This window comes from Archangium sp., from assembly GCF_057119385.1.
Genome location: NZ_DBNGVP010000219.1, coordinates 40,476 through 57,292 on the forward strand (window position 1 = coordinate 40,476; position 16,817 = coordinate 57,292).

The 16,817-nt window shown below is 70.6% G+C and carries 8 protein-coding genes; 3 read left to right on the forward strand and 5 right to left on the reverse strand.

What is annotated here, in order from left to right; genetic code table 11:
* Window positions 1–29 precede the first annotated feature (29 nt).
* Entirely contained in the window at window positions 30–272 is a 243-nt protein-coding gene (locus AC16DP_RS49745; RefSeq protein ID WP_329729647.1) for a hypothetical protein, read from the reverse strand.
* Window positions 273–449: 177 nt separating this feature from the next.
* On the opposite strand from AC16DP_RS49745, the gene AC16DP_RS49750 reads away from it, so the two are divergent.
* Entirely contained in the window at window positions 450–1,115 is a 666-nt protein-coding gene (locus tag AC16DP_RS49750) for a hypothetical protein (RefSeq protein ID WP_329729646.1), read from the forward strand.
* A gap of 57 nt (window positions 1,116–1,172) precedes the next feature.
* Here the strand turns inward: AC16DP_RS49750 and AC16DP_RS49755 are convergent, their stop codons facing one another.
* Window positions 1,173–2,936: an ABC transporter ATP-binding protein gene (locus AC16DP_RS49755; RefSeq protein WP_414640729.1), complete on the reverse strand. Its 1,764-nt coding sequence runs from the start codon at window positions 2,934–2,936 to the stop codon at window positions 1,173–1,175.
* A 139-nt stretch (window positions 2,937–3,075) separates the two neighbouring features.
* Between AC16DP_RS49755 and AC16DP_RS49760 the strand changes: the two genes are divergently transcribed.
* Window positions 3,076–3,519 carry a hypothetical protein gene (locus tag AC16DP_RS49760; protein ID WP_329729644.1) on the forward strand — a complete coding sequence of 148 codons (444 nt, stop codon included), beginning with the start codon at window positions 3,076–3,078 and terminating at the stop codon, window positions 3,517–3,519.
* Between the two features lie 145 nt (window positions 3,520–3,664).
* Complete coding sequence (gene dnaJ / locus AC16DP_RS49765; protein WP_329729729.1) at window positions 3,665–4,795, forward strand: molecular chaperone DnaJ; 1,131 nt, start codon at window positions 3,665–3,667, stop codon at window positions 4,793–4,795.
* A 73-nt stretch (window positions 4,796–4,868) separates the two neighbouring features.
* Here the strand turns inward: dnaJ and AC16DP_RS49770 are convergent, their stop codons facing one another.
* From AC16DP_RS49770 to AC16DP_RS49780, 3 genes are all read right to left on the reverse strand, one after another.
* Window positions 4,869–6,374 carry a hypothetical protein gene (locus AC16DP_RS49770; RefSeq protein WP_329729643.1) on the reverse strand — a complete coding sequence of 502 codons (1,506 nt, stop codon included), beginning with the start codon at window positions 6,372–6,374 and terminating at the stop codon, window positions 4,869–4,871.
* Window positions 6,375–6,421: 47 nt separating this feature from the next.
* Window positions 6,422–8,071, reverse strand: a complete 1,650-nt coding sequence (locus AC16DP_RS49775) for a cyclic peptide export ABC transporter (RefSeq protein WP_329729642.1) — start codon at window positions 8,069–8,071, stop codon at window positions 6,422–6,424.
* The coding region (locus AC16DP_RS49780; RefSeq protein ID WP_483957114.1) for a non-ribosomal peptide synthetase at window positions 8,068–16,817 on the reverse strand (8,750 nt) is incomplete at its 5' end. The genes AC16DP_RS49775 and AC16DP_RS49780, both read right to left, overlap by 4 nt.

Below are 16,817 nucleotides of genomic sequence, written 5' to 3' on the forward strand. Positions count from 1 at the left end.
GCGGAGAGGCACGCGGCTCGGTATGGGGCTCAATGCGGAGTGGGCTCCCACTCGCCCATCAGGTCGTCCTGGTGCTGCTTGGGGTTGGTGGGCCATTCGTAGTCCTCGGGCATGTGGCCCCCGCCCTGCTGCGCCGTGCCAATCCAGCTCACGTCCGGGAAACGTGGATCGTAACCGGGGTAGCTCGGCTCCGGCTCGTCCGTCACCTCGGTGCGGTGGGGGGGCACCACGAAGGGGGCCTCGATGGGTTTGTCGGGGTAGATGATCGCCATGGGCGGGCTCCTCCACCCCAACCATGGGGATGACCCCTCCCGGAGGCCCGTCCCTTCCCGGGGAGACCGGCCAGGGAGCCAGCGGCATGCCCGACCCGTCCTGTTCTGGACGAGACCCGTTCCACCCCTTTGTGCCTTCCGTTTCCTCCCCTCCGACCCTAGTGTGACGCCCCGTCCATGAGTGATCCGTCCGCCGAGAGATTGAAGGCCGCGGTGCTGGCGCTGTACCAGGCGCGCCCGGTGGAAGGGCCTCCCGGTGATGACGGCCAGCGCTCCGTCTGGCACCTGTCCACCCAGGGGGCGGAGCTGCTGTCCTTCGTGGACCCCGAGGGCCGCGTGCAGCGCCAGGAGCTCACGTTGCTCGACGAGCACTGCGTGTGGTCCAGCGGCGTGGGCCTGCGCACCGGCCGGGTGGAGCAGGACGGCGCCGCCCGCGCCGAGACGAGCGTCGTCCACCCGGACGCCCAGCCCGTCCCCGCACGGCTGCTGCGCGCCGCGCTCGCCCTCGAGCACTACCAGGGCGACGACCGTTACATCCAACACATCCAGCGCGTGCTCGCGCTCGCGCGCCAGGGGCTCGTGCTCTCCGGGGGCTCCGGGGCCGTGCCCGCCGCGCCCACCGCTCCCGCGCCCGTGCCCTCCACGCCTCCGGCGTCCAACACCGCCGCGCCCGCGGCCACGCCTCAGGGGGCCTCGGCCGAGGCTCCGCCCCCGCGGCCCCTCCAGCTTCCCGCCGTGGACCCCGTCATGCTGCGCAGGCAGAAGACGGAGGGCCTGACCATGCTCATCGTCCTCGGGCTGGCGCTCCTGTTCAGCGTGTTCCTGCTGTACTGGCTCCTCTGAGGACAGCGGGGGGAAGACCCTCACCCCCCGCCCAGAGGGAGAGGGCGCATGCGCACCTCAAGCGGCGACGGCGCCCTCTCCGAGCAACTGGGCATAGCGTCCACCCCGGGCCGTCAGCTCCGCGTGGGTGCCCGCCTCCACCACCCGACCCGCCTCCAGCACGACGATGAGGTCCGCGTCCCGCACCGTGGACAGCCGGTGCGCGATGACCAGCACCGTGCGCCCCTTCATCAGCTCCGCCAGGCCCGCCCCCACCGCCGCCTCGCTCCGCGCGTCCAGCGCGCTCGTGGGCTCGTCCAGCAGCAGCACCGAGGGCCGGCGCAGGAAGGCCCTCGCCAGGGCCAGCCGCTGCCGCTGTCCTCCCGACAGCCGCGCGCCCCGCTCACCCACCGGCTCGTCCAGGCCGCCCGGCAGCGCGCCCACGAAGTCCTCCGCGTGCGCCAGCCGCAGCGCCTCCCAGAGCTCCGCATCCGTGGCCTCGGGCCGCCCCAGCAGCAGGTTGTGCCGCACGCTGCCCGAGAAGAGCACCGGCTCCTGCGGCACCCACGCCATCTGGGCCCGCACGCTCGAGGGCTTCAGCCGCGATAGCGGCGTCCCGTCCCACGTCACCGAGCCGCCGCTCGGGGGCACGAAGCCCAGCAGCACCGAGAAGAGCGTCGTCTTGCCCGCGCCCGAGGCCCCCACCAGCGCCACCCGCGCTCCCGCCGGCACCGTGAGGTCCACCCCGCGCAGCGCCTCGCGGCCGTCCGGGTAGGTGGCGCGCATGCCCTCGAGCGTCAGCGCCTGGGTGAGGGGCCCTGCCTCCGCTCCCTCGTCCGGCGGCACCGGCGCGTCCGCCACCGCGAAGAGGCGCTCGGCCGCCACCATTCCGATGATCACCTGCGACAGCGTGCCGCTGAGCGACTTCACCGGCTGGTAGAGCAGCAGCACCGCCGCGAGGAAGGACAGCAGCCGCCCGGAGAGCGACGGATCCGCGGAGATGGCCCGCGCGCCCCAGGCCACCGCCAGCGCCACGCCGACAATCCCCATCACCTCCACCGTGGGGCTGTACGCCCCGCGCAGGAAGAGCGAGCGGCGCATCTGCCCGAGGTAGCGCTCCGACTCGGCCTCGAAGGCCTCCAGCGCCCGGGGCGTGCCCCCATAGGCCTGCACCACCGGCAGGGCCTGCAACTGCTCCGCGGTGAGCGCGGTGAGCGCGCCCAGGCTCGTCTGCGAGCGGTTGGCCACCTTCTTCAGCGAGCGCGCGAAGCTGCGCACCGGCAGCACCGTGAGCGGCATCACCACGAAGGTGATGAGGAAGAGCTTCGCGTCGATGAGCAGGCACGTGACGAGCAGCGCCAGAATCTGCAGCCCGTCCCTCACGTACGAGGACAGCGCCTGCGTCACGGAGAACTCCACCAGCGGCACGTCCGCGGTGAAGCGGGTGAGGAGCTCGCCCGAGTGCTGCCGCTCGAAGAAGGCCGGCGGCTGGGAGAGCAGCCGGGCGTACAGGAAGGCGCGCAGGTCCGCCATCACCCGTTGCCCCAGCCGCTGCATCCACCCGCCCTGGAGGAATCCCGCCGTGGCCTTCACCGCGGCCATGGCCACGACGAGCAGGGGCAGCACACCGAGCAGTTGCCTGCCCGGCAGCGTGAATCCCGCCAGCACCACGGGTGTTCCCGTAAGGACAGCGTGTAGCAGCGGCCCCACCAGCCAGGCGTACCCCGAGGTCGCGGCGGCGGCGGCCAGCGAGGCGCTCACACCGCACACCAGCAGCCTCCGATACGGACGGAGGTATCCCAGGAGGCGGCGGTAGACGTGCGGAGAAGGACGGGGGGCCACGGCGGAGCGCGCACTCTCTCACTGAGAAGCCTCCCCGGCAAAGGCCCATGCCCGCCTGCTCGTCCCGCGGCCGGGTATCCGATCCATGTGGGAGCTTTCATTGCCCCTGCGGGAAGCGGCGGACAGGTTTCCGCTAGCCATGGACAACACCAACACTGGGAAAGAGGCGCTGTTCAGTCCGGGCTGTGAGCCCGTGGTCGATGATGAGGAGCGCCGTCGGCTCTTGTGGCTGATGGCGGAGTACTTCCGCACCATCGGCTGCACGGACCTCAAGGCCCGGCTGCCCGGCTTCATGCCACCGCCCATTCTTTCGGGCACCATCGAGGACCACCGGCCAGACTTCACCTGCCGACAGTCCGATTCGGCTCGCACCCCCATCATCCTGGAGATCGTCACCCCGGGCATGGTGGAGGACCCCACCACGGAGAATCGCTGGAGCCTCCTGTCCAGCGCCGCGAAGCTCTACAACGCGGAGCTCCACTTCGTGGTCCCCAAGTGGGCACCCAGGGGCGCGGTCGACCCGGTTCTCAAACGGCGGCTCGCTCGCATGGAGCTGACGGCCAACCGCGTCTGGACGGTCTGAGCCCCCCGTTTCGAGCGTTCCTTCCGAGGCGCCCGCCCCTCCCAAAGGGGGCGGGCGCGGATTGCCGGACCTCCTGCCTGCGTTATAGTGATTTCGAAGAGTACGCGGGCTTTGAAAGTCCAATAAATCCAGGGGTTTGAACGCGATGCCAGCGGCGGCGGGCCAGAAGCGCGACTACTACGAGGTACTGGGGGTCCAGAAGAACGTCTCGGGGCAGGAGCTCAAGAGCGCGTTCCGCAAGGTGGCGTTGCAGTACCACCCGGACCGGAACCCCGGAAACAAGGACGCCGAGGAGAAGTTCAAGGAGGCGTCGGAAGCCTATGAGGTGCTGAGCGACCCGGAGCGGCGGGCCCGGTACGACCGGTTCGGCCACGCGGGCGTGGGCGGCGCGGCCGGGGGAGACCCGTTCGGCGGCGGCTTCCAGGGCGTCAACATCAACGACATCTTCGGGGAGATTTTCGGAGACATCTTCGGGGGACGCGGTGGCCGCGGCCGGGTGAGCAACCGCGGCGCGGATCTGCGCTTCAACCTGGAGATCTCCTTCGAGGAGGCGGCGTTCGGCTGCCGTCCGAAGGTGCCGATTCCGCGCCCGAAGAAGTGCGACACGTGCAGTGGCTCGGGCAGCAAGAGCGGCGCGGCGCCCAAGCCGTGCGGCACGTGCGGAGGCTCGGGCGAGCTGCGCTTCACCCAGGGCTTCTTCGCGGTGAGCCGGCCGTGCACGGACTGCGGCGGCACGGGCGCGGTGGTGCCGGACCCGTGCGGCAAGTGCCGGGGCTCGGGCAAGGTGCCGTCCGAGGAGGTCATCGAGGTCAACATCCCCCCGGGCGTGGACAACGGCACGCGGGTGCGGCTCGGCGGCATGGGCGAGCCGGGGGACCGGGGCGGGCCTCCGGGAGACCTGTACGTGACGGTCATCGTGCGGGAGCACTCGCTCTTCCAGCGCGAGGACTACGACGTCTTCTGCGAGGTGCCCATCTCCTTCACGCAGGCGGCGCTGGGCGCGAAGATCGACGTGCCCACGCTGGACGGGAAGGTGAAGATGACCATTCCCGAGGGCACGCAGTCGGGCAAGGTGTTCCGGCTGAAGGGCAAGGGCATTCCGCACCTGCACAGCGGCCAGCGGGGAGATCAGCACGTGCGCGTGGTGGTGGAGACGCCCACGGGGCTGACGCAGAAGCAGCGCGAGCTGCTCGAGAAGTTCGCCGACTCCAGCGGGGAAGAGGTGCACCCGCAGTCGAAGAACTTCTTCGAGAAGGTGCGCGAGCTGTTCGGCTGAGCGGAAACACCGCTCGGTGGTGAGGGTGCCGCGGACCGCGAGTCCGGGCACCCTTTTCCTTTTGTGGAGGGCCCTACGGCACGGTGACGATCTCCGAGAGGGCCTGCGCACCCGTGATGGGGACGGGGACGCGGAACACCTGCCGGAGAAGGCCACTGCCCGGGGTGGTGTTCACGTCGAAGATGAAGACATACGCGTTGCCCGGGGACAGCAGTCCGGGAGGCAGCCGCACCCGGGTGTCCTTCGTCCGGAGGGAGCCCACGAAGCGGCTCACCGTCGCGGGGCTCTGCACCGTGAGCTGATGGATGAAGACGATGTAGTTGTAGCTCACGTCCTGCTCGGTGGAGGGCGCCGTCCAGCTCAGCTCGGGGGTGGTGGTGGTGAGGGTGACGGGTTGCCGCGCGTCCATGCCCTCGATGAGCGGCTGCCGCACCGGACCGAAGGGCGGGGCAATCGTCCTGGAGAGGAACGTGGAGAGCGTGTCCCTGTACGAAACGCTTCCGGAGAGCACGGCGGGCGTCGTCGTCCCGGGCAGCTGGTAGGGCACCTGGAAGCGGGACTCCGTGACGCCGATGGGGTTCCAGCTCGAGGGGTACGGGTTGGCGTAGACGAAGTCGGCGCGCATGTCGCCCGCGGTGGGCGGCTGGATGAACTCGACGAGCTGTGGCACCGCGCTGATGGCTCCGTAGTCGAGCGGCGTGGGCAGCACGTCGAAGACCATGATCTGCGAGAGCACGGTGGCGCGCGGGTTCACCGCGCTGGCCAGGTTCCTGTACGCGGCCAGGTCCCAGTGGATGGGGGCCGTGAGCGCGGGGGGCTCGCTCATGGTGCCGGAGATCGTCTGCGCCTCCCCGGGCCGCGTCTGGAACTCCGGTGCCTCGAAGGAGCGGCTGACGGAGCGGTACGTCACCGTCTCGCCACCGCCCTCGAGCGTGGTGGTGCGGGTGGTGAGCTGGGTGAGCAGGGCGCGATCTCCCCGGGCCGGGTCGATGAGCGGCTGCCCGGTCCGCACCGTATAGGTGAAGGTGCCCGAGGTGGCTCCGGCCGTGGCGGTGGGCGTGAGCCGGAAGCGCGCCACGTTGGCGTTGGCGGAGAAGAGGGTGATGCCGTCCGTGCTCTGGTACGGATGGAGATTGCCGAGCTCGAAGGCCACCGCCGCGCTGCCCGCGCCCATCGGCAGGAGCGCGACATCCGGCCGGCCCAAGGCCCCCGAGGTGAGATCCACCTCGCGCGCGTCCGTCACCACGAAGGTGGTGGGGTCCACACCCAGGTAGTACGTGCCGGCGGGGACGTTGGGGATGGTGAAGGTGCCGTCCGCCCTGCCCACGCCCTCGTGGGTGACGAAGGTGCCCCCCTCGAAGACGAGCGCCCTGGGGGCGGAGGCCGAGAGATCCACCGGGCGGCGGACCTCTCCGGACTGCGTCAGGGTGAGCACGGCCCGCTGTCCGGTGACGCCGGGCGGCACCCCCGCGTCCGTGCCCGCGTCGGGAGGGGACGGCTCCTGGGACGGGCATCCCACCGTCCCCAGGGAGAGTGCCAGGCATGACAGCAGGCAAACCAGGGTCCGGCTCGAGCGCATCGTCCACCTCCGTGGGTACACGAGCCCCCCGGGATGGGGGGCACTGCCTAAGAGGCCGCGCGCTGGGCGTCGGGGGCGGACTCCGGCGCCACCAGCCGGCCCGAGTCCAGCCGCACGAGCCGATCCGCCACGTGGAAGTAGCGATCGTCGTGGCTGATGACGAGCACGGCCTTGCCCGCGCGCTTCATCTCGGGGAGCAGCTCCTCGTAGAAGATCTGCTTGAAGACCGGATCCTGGTCCGCGGCCCACTCGTCGAAGACGTAGACGGGGCGATCCTCCAGCCACGAGGCGAGCAGCGCCAGGCGCTTGCGCTGGCCCAGCGACAGCTCGGTGGTGGAGAGCTTCCCGTCCGTGACGCGCACCTTCTGATCCAGGTTCAGCCGCTTCAGGTAGTGCGCCACCTTCTCGGACTGCTCGGGCGGGGCCAGGCCGAGCAGGCTCTCGAAGAGGTGGAAGTCCGAGAAGACGGTGGAGAAGAGCTGGCGGTAGGCGTCGCGCGTGGCCTCGGTGACGGGCTGGCCATCCAACCGCACCTCGCCGGCCTCGGGCGTGTAGAGGCCGGTGAAGATCTTCGCCAGGCTCGTCTTGCCGCTGCCGTTGCCGCCCACCAGGAAGAGCAGCTCGCCCGGCTCGATGCTCAGGTTGATGGGGCCGAGCGTGAAACGGCCATCGTCATTCTCGCGGTGGTACGTATGGGTGACGTCCACCAGCTCCAGCTTGCGGAAGGCGCGCGGCGCGGTGCTGGCGGGCAGGGTCTTGGCCGTCTCGGCGGTGGCCTCCAGGGACAGGCCCATCTCCTCCACCTTCTTCAACGCCACGTCCGCGCGCGCCAGGAAGGGCACGAACTCGGTGAGCGTCTGCAGCGGCTGCTGCAGGTAGAGCACCGTGAGCGAGTAGCCCGTCAGCTCGGCCAGGCTCAGCGTGCTGAAGGAGGGCATGGCGAAGATGAGCAGGCCGATGACGACGAAGAACAGGAACATGCCCCAGCTGCTGCTGGCCGAGTAGATGTTGAGGCTGCGCGTGTACAGGCGCCGCAGCGCCTCCGCCGTGCCCTCCAGCTGCTCGCCGAGGAAGACCTCGCGGCGGCCGCTGTTGAGCTTGAGCTCCTTGATGCCGTCGGTGAGCGAGCGGAAGTGCTTGAAGAGCACGTCCTGCGTCTTGCGGGCCTCGCCGAGCCCCTTCACGGCCAGGCTGCTGAAGAAGGAGAACGACAGCACGCCGAGCACCATGAAGACGATCATGCCCAGGAAGAGCTTCCAGGACAGCCACGCCATCCACACCAGACAGCCGAGGAGGATGGCGGCGTTGACGACGATCAGGGGCAGCAACATCAGCCCGCTGCTGACCGTGACGATGTCGTCGGTCAGCGTGGCGGTCATCCGGTGGGCCCCCAGCTCCTCGAAGCGGCGCAGGGGCGCCGAGACGATGCTGCGGCTGAGCCGCAGACGCATGCTGTAGAGCGCTTGCTGCTGCATGCCGTTGAGCAGCACCTGCGAGATGATGCGGGTCACCAGCGCCAGCAGCATCAGGCCGATGAAGCCACCCACCAGGGTGCGCTCCGGAATGTCGGTGCCGGTCAGCTTGCGGTTGATGAGCGCGATGAGCGCGGCGCTGCTGCCTCCGGAGATCAGCCCGCAGAGGGCCGACAGGAGGACGCTGCCCCGCGAGGCGCGTAGCAAGAGGGCCAGGAGTTTCATGGGGTCCTTTGGATCTCGGTGGCCTGCCGCTCGTGGGCGCGCTCCAGGTACTCGCGCAGCCGCTCGGCCACCGACTGTACATAGGGTTGCTTCAACAGCTCGAAGTGTGCTCCGGGTACCTCGTGGATGTCCAGCCTGCCCGAGGGAGGCACCAGGGCCGCCCAGCCCCGGTCTTCCGTCTGGCCCTCCGCCGCCTTGGCGGCGCGCAGCAGGGTGAACTGCTCCCCCACGTAGGTCGTGGGCTTGTAGTACCAGCTGGCACGCAGGTTGGCCTCGAAGACGTCCCGCAGGCCACGCACCTGCTCGATTCCCACGTCCGGCAGGGCGAGGTTGGTCTGGCGGGCCGTCTCCATGATGACCTGGAGCAGCTCCTCGCGGTCCAGCGACTTCACCAGCTCCTCGGGCACCTTGAAGCCATTGCCGACGAACTCCTCCACCAGGCCCACGAAGGCCTGCTTGAGGGCCTCTTCCTCGTTCGTCACGTGCGCGGGGCGCCCGTTGGGCACCTGCGAGTCGATGAGCATCAACACCTCCACCTGCTCGCCCTGGCGCAGCAGCTGCTGGGCCATCTCGTAGGCGATGACGCCGCCCATGGACCAGCCGCCGAGCAGGTAGGGCCCGGACGGCTGGAGGGTGCGGATGGCCTCCACGTAGAGGGCCGCCATCTCCTCGATCGTCTTGAGGGGAGGCAGCGAGCCGTCCATGCCTTGCGACTCGAGGGCGTAGACCGGCTGCTTCGGACCCAGCTGACGCGCCAGCTCGGAGTACCCGATGACGGTACCGCCCACCGGGTGGACGACGAAGAGCGGACGGCGGGGGTCATCCTTCTCCCGGGGCACGAGCGGCACCAGGGGCGTCCAGGCCCGCTGCTCCGAGCGCAGCAGCTGCGCGAGCTTCTCCACCGTGGGCGCCTGGAAGAGCGCGGCCAGGGGCAGGGTGCGGCCCGTCACCTCGCGCAGCCGGCCCATGAGGCGCACGGCGAGCAGCGAGTGGCCACCCAGGTCGAAGAAGTTGCTGTGCGCGCCCACCGGGTGCACGCCCAGCACGTCCTCCCAGATGCGCGCGATCTGCAGCTCCAGGGCATCGCGCGGCGGCACGAAGGCGCCCGCCACCTCGATGCGGCCCTGATCCGGCGCGGGCAGGGCCTTCCGGTCCACCTTGCCACTGGAGTTGAGCGGCAGCTTCTCCAGGGCCACGAAGGCGGAGGGCACCATGTACTCCGGCAGCTTCTTGCGCAGGGCGCCGCGCAGCTCGGTCAGGTCGAACGTCTGACCCTCGCGGGCCACGAGGTAGGCCACCAGCCGCTTGTCTCCGGGCGTGTCCTCGCGAGCCACGACGGTGGCCTGCTGCACGCTCGGGTGGCTGGAGAGCACCGCTTCGATCTCCTCCAGCTCGATGCGGAAGCCGCGCACCTTCACCTGGAAGTCCACGCGGCCCAGGTAGTCGATGCTCCCGTCCGGCAGGTAGCGCACCAGGTCCCCGGTCCGGTACAGGCGGGCGCCGGGCTGCTGGCTGAACGGATCCGCCACGAACTTCTGCGACGTCAGCTCGGGACGGCGCAGGTAGCCGCGGGCCACGCCAGCGCCGCCGACGTACAGCTCGCCGGGGACACCCACGGGCACGGGCTGCATGCGCGCATCCAGCACGTAGCCGCGCACGTTGGGCAGCACCCGTCCGAGCGTGGGCCTGGGCCAGTCCCGCACCTCGCACGCCGTGGTGTCCACCGTGCACTCGGTGGGGCCGTAGACGTTGAAGAAGCGGGTGCGCGGGTGCTGGGACAGCGTGGTCCACAGCGCCTCGTCCAGGGCCTCGCCACCCACCAGCACGCGCGTGGGCACGTTCTCGGTGCGGGTGGCCAGGCCCGCGCTCAGCAACAGCCGCAGGTGCGAGGGCGAGCAGTCCAGGACGTCCACCTGGTCGCGCGCCAGCAGCGCCAGCAGCGCGTCCACGTCGCCACGGGCCTGGTCGGGCACCATGCACAGCGCGTGGCCGTCCAGGATGCGCACGAGCTGCTTCACCGACGCATCGAAGGACAGCGGCGCGTTGAGCGACACCCGCTGCGGCGCCTGGACGTCGGCGTACACGGTGCAGGCCAGGGCGTGGCGCAGGTTGAGCACGGAGCCCTGCTGGATCATCACGCCCTTGGGCACGCCGGTGGAGCCCGAGGTGTAGATGACGTAGGCCAGGTCCTCGGGACCGTTGACGTGGGGCGGGTTCTCCACGCTCTCGCGGGCAATCTGCTCCGCGTCCGTGTCCAGGCAGATGACCTGGGCGGAGGGGGCCTGGAGCCGGGAGAGAAGATGCTGCTGGGTGAGCAGCACCGGCGCCCGCGAGTCCTCGAGCACGAGGGCCAGTCGCTCCTGCGGGTAGTTGGGATCCAACGGCACGTAGGCACCACCGGCCTTGAGGATGCCGAACACGGCCACCACCTGCTCCAGCGAGCGCTCCAGGCACATGGCCACCAGCACGTTGGGGCCGATGCCCCGCGCGCGCAGCAGGTGGGCGAGCTGGTTGGCGCGCTGGTTGAGCTCGCGGAAGGTGAGCCGCGAGCCCTCGAACAGGAGGGCCAGGGCGTCCGGCGTGCGCGCCACCTGGGCCTCGAACGCGGCGGTGAGCGACGGCTCGAAGGGGAAGTCGCGCCGGGTCTCGTTCCACTCCACGAGCATCTGCCGCCGCTCCGCGTCGGAGAGCAGGGACAGCAGGCCCAGGCTCCGCTCGGGGTCGGCGACGGCTCCCTCCAGCAGGACGCGCAGGTGTCCCACCAGCCGCGCGGCCGTCCGCGCCTCGTACAGGTCCGCGTTGTAGCGCAGCACACCGGCGAGGGCTCCGGCCTCCTCGGCGAAGGTGAGGCCCATCTCGAAGCGCGCCGTCTGCGTGTCCACCTCCAGCGGGCTCAGCTTCATCCCGGGAGACTCCAGCGCCTGCACGGGCGTGTTCTGGAAGGTGAGCATCACCTGGAAGAGCGGCGTGCGGCTCAAGTCACGCTCGGGGTGCAGCTCCTCCACGAGCTTCTCGAAGGGCAGCTCCTGGTGGGCGTAGGCGCCGAGCGTCGTCTCGCGCACCTGGGCCAGCAGGGCGCGGAAGCTCTGCTGGGGCGAGAGGCGCGAGCGCAGGACGAGCGTGTTGACGAAGAAGCCGATGAGGCTCTCCACCTCCGTCCGCGTGCGGCCGGCGATGGGCGAGCCCACGGAGATATCGTCCTGCCCCGAGTAGCGCGAGAGCAGCACCTGGAAGGCCGCCAGCAGCAGCATGAAGGGCGTGACACCCTCGCGCTTGCAGAGCTCGAGCAGGGCCCGCGACAGCTCCGCGGGGAACACCACGGGCTGGGCGGCGCCGCGCAGGGTCATCACGGGAGGCCGGGGCCTGTCCGTGGGCATCTCCAGCGCGCGAGGCGCCCCCTCGAGCTGCTGGCGCCACCAGCCGAGCTGCTTCTCGAGCACCTCGCCCTGGAGCCAGCCGCGCTGCCACGCCGCGTAGTCCGCGTACTGCACGGGCAGCTCCGGCAGCGGCGAGGGCTTGCCCTGGTTGAAGGCCTGGTAGAGCGCCGCCACCTCGCGCACCAGCACGCCCATGGACCAGCCATCCGAGATGATGTGGTGCAGGGTGACCACGAGCACGTGCTGTTGCTCGGACAGCCGCACCAGCAGGGCGCGCAGCAGCGGCCCCCGCTGGAGATCGAACGGCCGCATCGCGTGCTCGGTGGTGATTTTACGCACCTCGGCCTCGAGCTCCGCGGGAGGCAGCGGTTGCGCCTCCACCTTCTCCAGCGTCAGGGAGCTGTCGGGGGAGATGACCTGCACGGGCTCGTTCTGCTGGAACTGGAAGGTGGTGCGCAGCGACTCGTGGCGCCGCACCAGCTCGGTGAGGCTCTTCTCCAGCGCCACCACGTCCAGCTCGCCCTCCAACCGCACGGCGGTGGGTACGTTGTAGAAGGAGTTGCCCGGCTGGAGCTGGTCGAGGAACCACAGGCGCTGCTGGGCGAAGGACAGGGGCAGGGCGCCCTCGCGCGAGACGCGGACGAGGGGCGGCGTCTGGACACCCTGGCCGGAGCGGATGGCCGCGTCGAGCCTCCCCGCCAGCGTGGCGACGGTGGGGGCCTCGAACAGGTCTCGCAGCGGCAGCTCCACCTGGAAGGCGGTGCGGATGCGCGAGCGCAGCTGCGTGGCCAGCAGGGAGTGGCCACCCAGCTCGAAGAAGTTGTCGTGGGCGCCGATGCGCGGCGCCTTGAGCACCTCGGACCAGAGCTGGGCGAGCATCTGCTCGGTCTCGTTGCGAGGGGCCACGTACTCCTGGCTCGTCTGCAGCTGATCCGGCACGGGCAGGGCCTTGCGGTCCACCTTGCCGTTGGGGTTGAGCGGCAGCTTGTCGAGCACCATGAGCGCCGAGGGCACCATGTACTCGGGCAGGCTCTGCTTGAGGAAGGCGCGCAGCTCCATGGCCACGAGCGTGTGCCCGGGCTGGGCCACGAGGTACGCCACCAGGCGCTTGTCGCCCGGGGAGTCCTCGCGCGCCACCACCACGACGTCGCGCACGCCCGGGTGGGCCCGGAGCGCCGTTTCGATCTCCCCCAGCTCGATGCGGAAGCCGCGCACCTTCACCTGGTTGTCGATGCGGCCCAGGTACTCGAGCTGGCCGTCCGGCAGGTACCGGACCCGGTCGCCGGTGCGGTAGAGGCGCTCACCGGGCGTGGAGGAGAAGGGATTGGGGACGAAGCGCTCGGCGGCCAGCTCCGGACGGTACAGGTAGCCACGGGCCAGTCCCGCGCCGCCCAGGTAGAGCTCGCCCGGCACGCCCACCGGAACCAGCTGCATGCTGGCGTCCAGCACGTAGCCCTGGGTACCCGCCAGCGGCTTGCCGATGGTGGGCTCGCGCTGGGAGTCCCGGGGCACGCGCACGAAGGTGGAGTAGGTGGTGTCCTCCGTGGGGCCGTAGAGGTTGTAGAGGGCCTCCACGTGGGGCAGCTCGTGGATGAGCCGCGCGAGGGCGCCGGTGAGCGGCTCGCCCGCGAGGTTGACGGTGCGCACCGACGTGGGCACGCCCTGGCCCCGCACCAGCTCCGCCATGGCGGAAGGCACGGTGTTGACGAGGGTGACCTCGTCGCGCGCCTCGAGCGTGGGCAGCGCGAGCGCGTTCTCGGCCACGATGACCGCGCCGCCGCGGCTCAGGGGCGCGAAGAGCTCGAAGACGGAGAGGTCGAAGTTGAGCGAGGTGGCCGCGAGCACACCGGAGAGCTGCTCGCGCGAGAAGACGCCCAGCGCCCAGTGGATGAAGGCCACGGAGTTGCGGTGCTCGAGCGAGACACCCTTGGGCCGGCCGGTGGAGCCGGAGGTGTAGAGCACGTAGGCCAGGTTGCTGGGGTGCACCGGGGCCCGGCTCCGCCCGGCGGGCAGCGAGTCGAGCTGCGCCTGGGCCTCGTCCAGCATCAGCACGTGGGCCGGGTGCTCCGGCAGGGAGCCCGCGGCGCGCTGCTGGGTGAGCAGCACGGGCACGCCCGTGTGCTGGAGCATGTAGCCCAGACGGTCCGACGGGTAGGCGGGGTCGAGGGGCACGTAGGTGCCGCCGGCCTTGAGCACGCCCAGCACGGCGATCACCAGGAGCTCGGAGCGCTCCAGGCACACGCCGACCTTCACCTCGGGACCCACGCCGAGCTGGCGCAGGCGCGCGGCGAGCTGGTTGGAGCGGCGCTCCAGCTCCCGGTAGGTGAGGCGCCGGGTGCCGGAGATGACGGCGACGGCGTCCGGGGTCCGGTCCACCTGCGCCTCCACGAGGTGGTGGAGGCAGGTGTCACCCACGGGCTGGGGCAGCGGCTCGCTCCAGTCCACGAGGAGCTGGCGGCGCTCGGCCTCGCCCAGCAGGGACAGCTGCCAGAGCTCGAGCTCGGGCGTGGCGGCGATGCCCTCCAGCAGCACGTGCAGGTGCCCCAGCATGCGCTGGAGGGTGGGGGCCTCGTACAGGTCGGTGTTGTACTCCAGCTCTCCCGCGAAGCCCTGCTCCGTCTCCATGAAGCCCAGGGACAGGTCGAACTTGGCCGTGTCGCCGGGGAGCTCCATGGGACGCAGCGTCAGGCCGGGCAGGGACTGCTCCGGCATGGGCGCGTTCTGCACGGTGAACATGACCTGGAAGAGCGGCGAGCGGCTCAGGTCGCGCTCGGGCTGGAGCGCCTCCACCAGCTTCTCGAAGGGCATCTCCTGGTGGGCATAGGCGCCCAGGGTTGTCTCCCTCACGCTCGCGAGCAGCTCGCGGAAGCTCCGCTGGGGCGAGAGCTGGGAGCGCAGGATGAGCGTGTTGACGAAGAAGCCGATGAGGCCTTCCACGCCACCCCGGTTGCGGCCAGCGATGGGCGAGCCGACGGAGATGTCGTCCTGTCCCGAGTAGCGGGACATGAGCACCTGGAAGGCCGCGAGCAGCAGCATGAAGGGCGTGGCGCCTTCCTTCAGGGCCAGGCTCTTGAGGGCGCGGGAGAGCGGGAACGGCAGCTGCGTGCGCAGGGTCGCGCCGCGGTGGGTCTGCACGGGAGGCCGGGGCTTGTCCGTGGGCAGCTCCAGCGCGTGGGGCGCGCCCGCCAGCTGCTGGCGCCACCAGCCGAGCTGCTCCTCGAGCACCTCGCCCTGGAGCCAGCCACGCTGCCAGGCGGAGTAGTCGGCGTACTGCACGGGCAGCTCGGGCAGGGGCGAGGGCCGGCCCTGGGAGAAGGCCTCGTAGAGCGCACCCATCTCGCGCACCAGCACACCCATGGACCAGCCGTCCGAGATGATGTGGTGCATGGTCAGCAGCAGCACGTGGTTCTGAGCCTCCTGCCGCAGCAGCAGGGCGCGCAGCAGGGGCCCGCGGCTGAGGTCGAAGGGCTTCATCGCGTCCTCCGCCGCCAGCCGCCGCAGCTCGGCCTCACGCTCGGAGGGCGGCAGCGACTGGAGCTCCACCACCCGCAGGGGCATGACGCCCTGGGGCGCGATGAGCTGCACCGGCTGGCCGTCCGCGTCCTGGCCGAAGGTGGTGCGCAACGATTCGTGGCGCTGGAGCAGCTCCTCGAAGCTGCGCTCCAGGGCCGCCACGTCGAGCTGTCCCTCCAGCCGCACCAGCATGGGGATGTTGTAGAAGGCGCCGCTCGGCTGCAGCTGCTCCAGGAACCACAGACGCTGCTGGGAGAACGAGAGCGGCAGCGAGCCCTCGCGAGACACCCGCGTCAGTGCCGGAGCCCTGGACAGGGCCGTGCCGCGCGAGGCGTCGATGCGCATGGCCAGCCCGGCCAGCGTGGGCGCGTCGAACAGCTCGCGCAGGGGCAGCTCCACCTGGAAGGACTCGCGGATGCGCGCCACCACCTGCGTGGCGAGCAGCGAGTGGCCGCCCAGCTCGAAGAAGTTGTCGTGGATGCCCACGCGGGGCATGCGGAGCACCTCGGACCAGAGCGCGGCCAGCCGCTCCTCGGTCTCGTTGCGCGGGGCCACGTACTCCTGGCTGGCCGCCGGCTGCTCCGGCACGGGCAGCGCCTTGCGGTCCACCTTGCCGTTGGGCGAGAGCGGCAGCGTATCGAGCACCACGAATGCCGAGGGCACCATGTACTCGGGCAGGCGCTGCTTCATCCAGGCGCGCAGGTCGCTGGCCTCGGGAATGGCGTCGTTGGCGACGACGTAGGCCACCAGGCGCTTGTCGCCAGGGACGTCCTCGCGCACCACCACCACGGTCTCGCGCACCTGGGGGTTCTGGGCGAGCACGGACTCCACTTCACCCAGCTCGATGCGGAAGCCACGCACCTTCACCTGGTTGTCGATGCGGCCGAGGAACTCGATGCGGCCATCGGGCAGGTAACGGGCGAGGTCTCCGGTGCGGTAGAGGCGCCCACCGGGCTCGGAGCTGAAGGGGTTCGGGACGAACTTCTCGGCGGTGAGCTCGGGGCGATTGAGGTAGCCGGAGGCGAGGCCGTCACCACCGGTATAGAGTTCGCCAGCCACGCCGGCGGGCACCGGCTGCATCCACGCATCCAGCAGGTACACCTGGGTGTTGGAGATGGGCGTGCCGATGGACACGGTGTGGCCCACCTGCGACACCTCGCTCATGGGGTAGCAGCAGGTGAAGGTGGTGTTCTCGGTGGGACCGTAGCCGTTGACGAGCAGGCCACCGTGGGAGAGCCGCTCCTTCACGCGGCCCACGGGGAGAACGTCACCACCGGCCAGCAGCTGACGCACGCCGCGCAGGGCGTGGGGCTGGGTGGCCTGCATCTGCTCGAAGAGAGCGGCGGTGAGCCACAGGGTGGTGATGCCGGAGCGCACCAGCGCCGTGCCCAGCTCATCCAGCGATGGAGTGCCCGCCGGGTAGACGACGAGCTTCGCGCCATGGAGCAACGCGCCCCACAGCTCAAGGGTGGAGGCGTCGAAGGAGATGGGAGCCAGCTGGAGGAAGACCTCCTGGGGGCCCATGTCGATGAAGGTGCTGCCCTGGACCAGACGCACGACGCCACGGTGAGGCACGCACACGCCCTTGGGCCGGCCGGTGGAGCCGGAGGTGTACATGATGTAGGCGGTGTTGTCGGCGGAGGGGCCCGAGGAGGGATTGCTCTCCGGGTGTGCCCGCACCTGCTCCCAATCCGCATCGAGCCGGATGAAGAGCGCGTCCCGGGCGGGGAGGGCGTTGGCCAGGTGGGACTGGGTGAGGATGACCTTCACGCCGGTGTCCTGGAGCATGAAGGACAGGCGGTCGGCGGGGTAGGAGGGGTCGAAGGGGACGTAGGTACCGCCAGCCTTGAGGACGC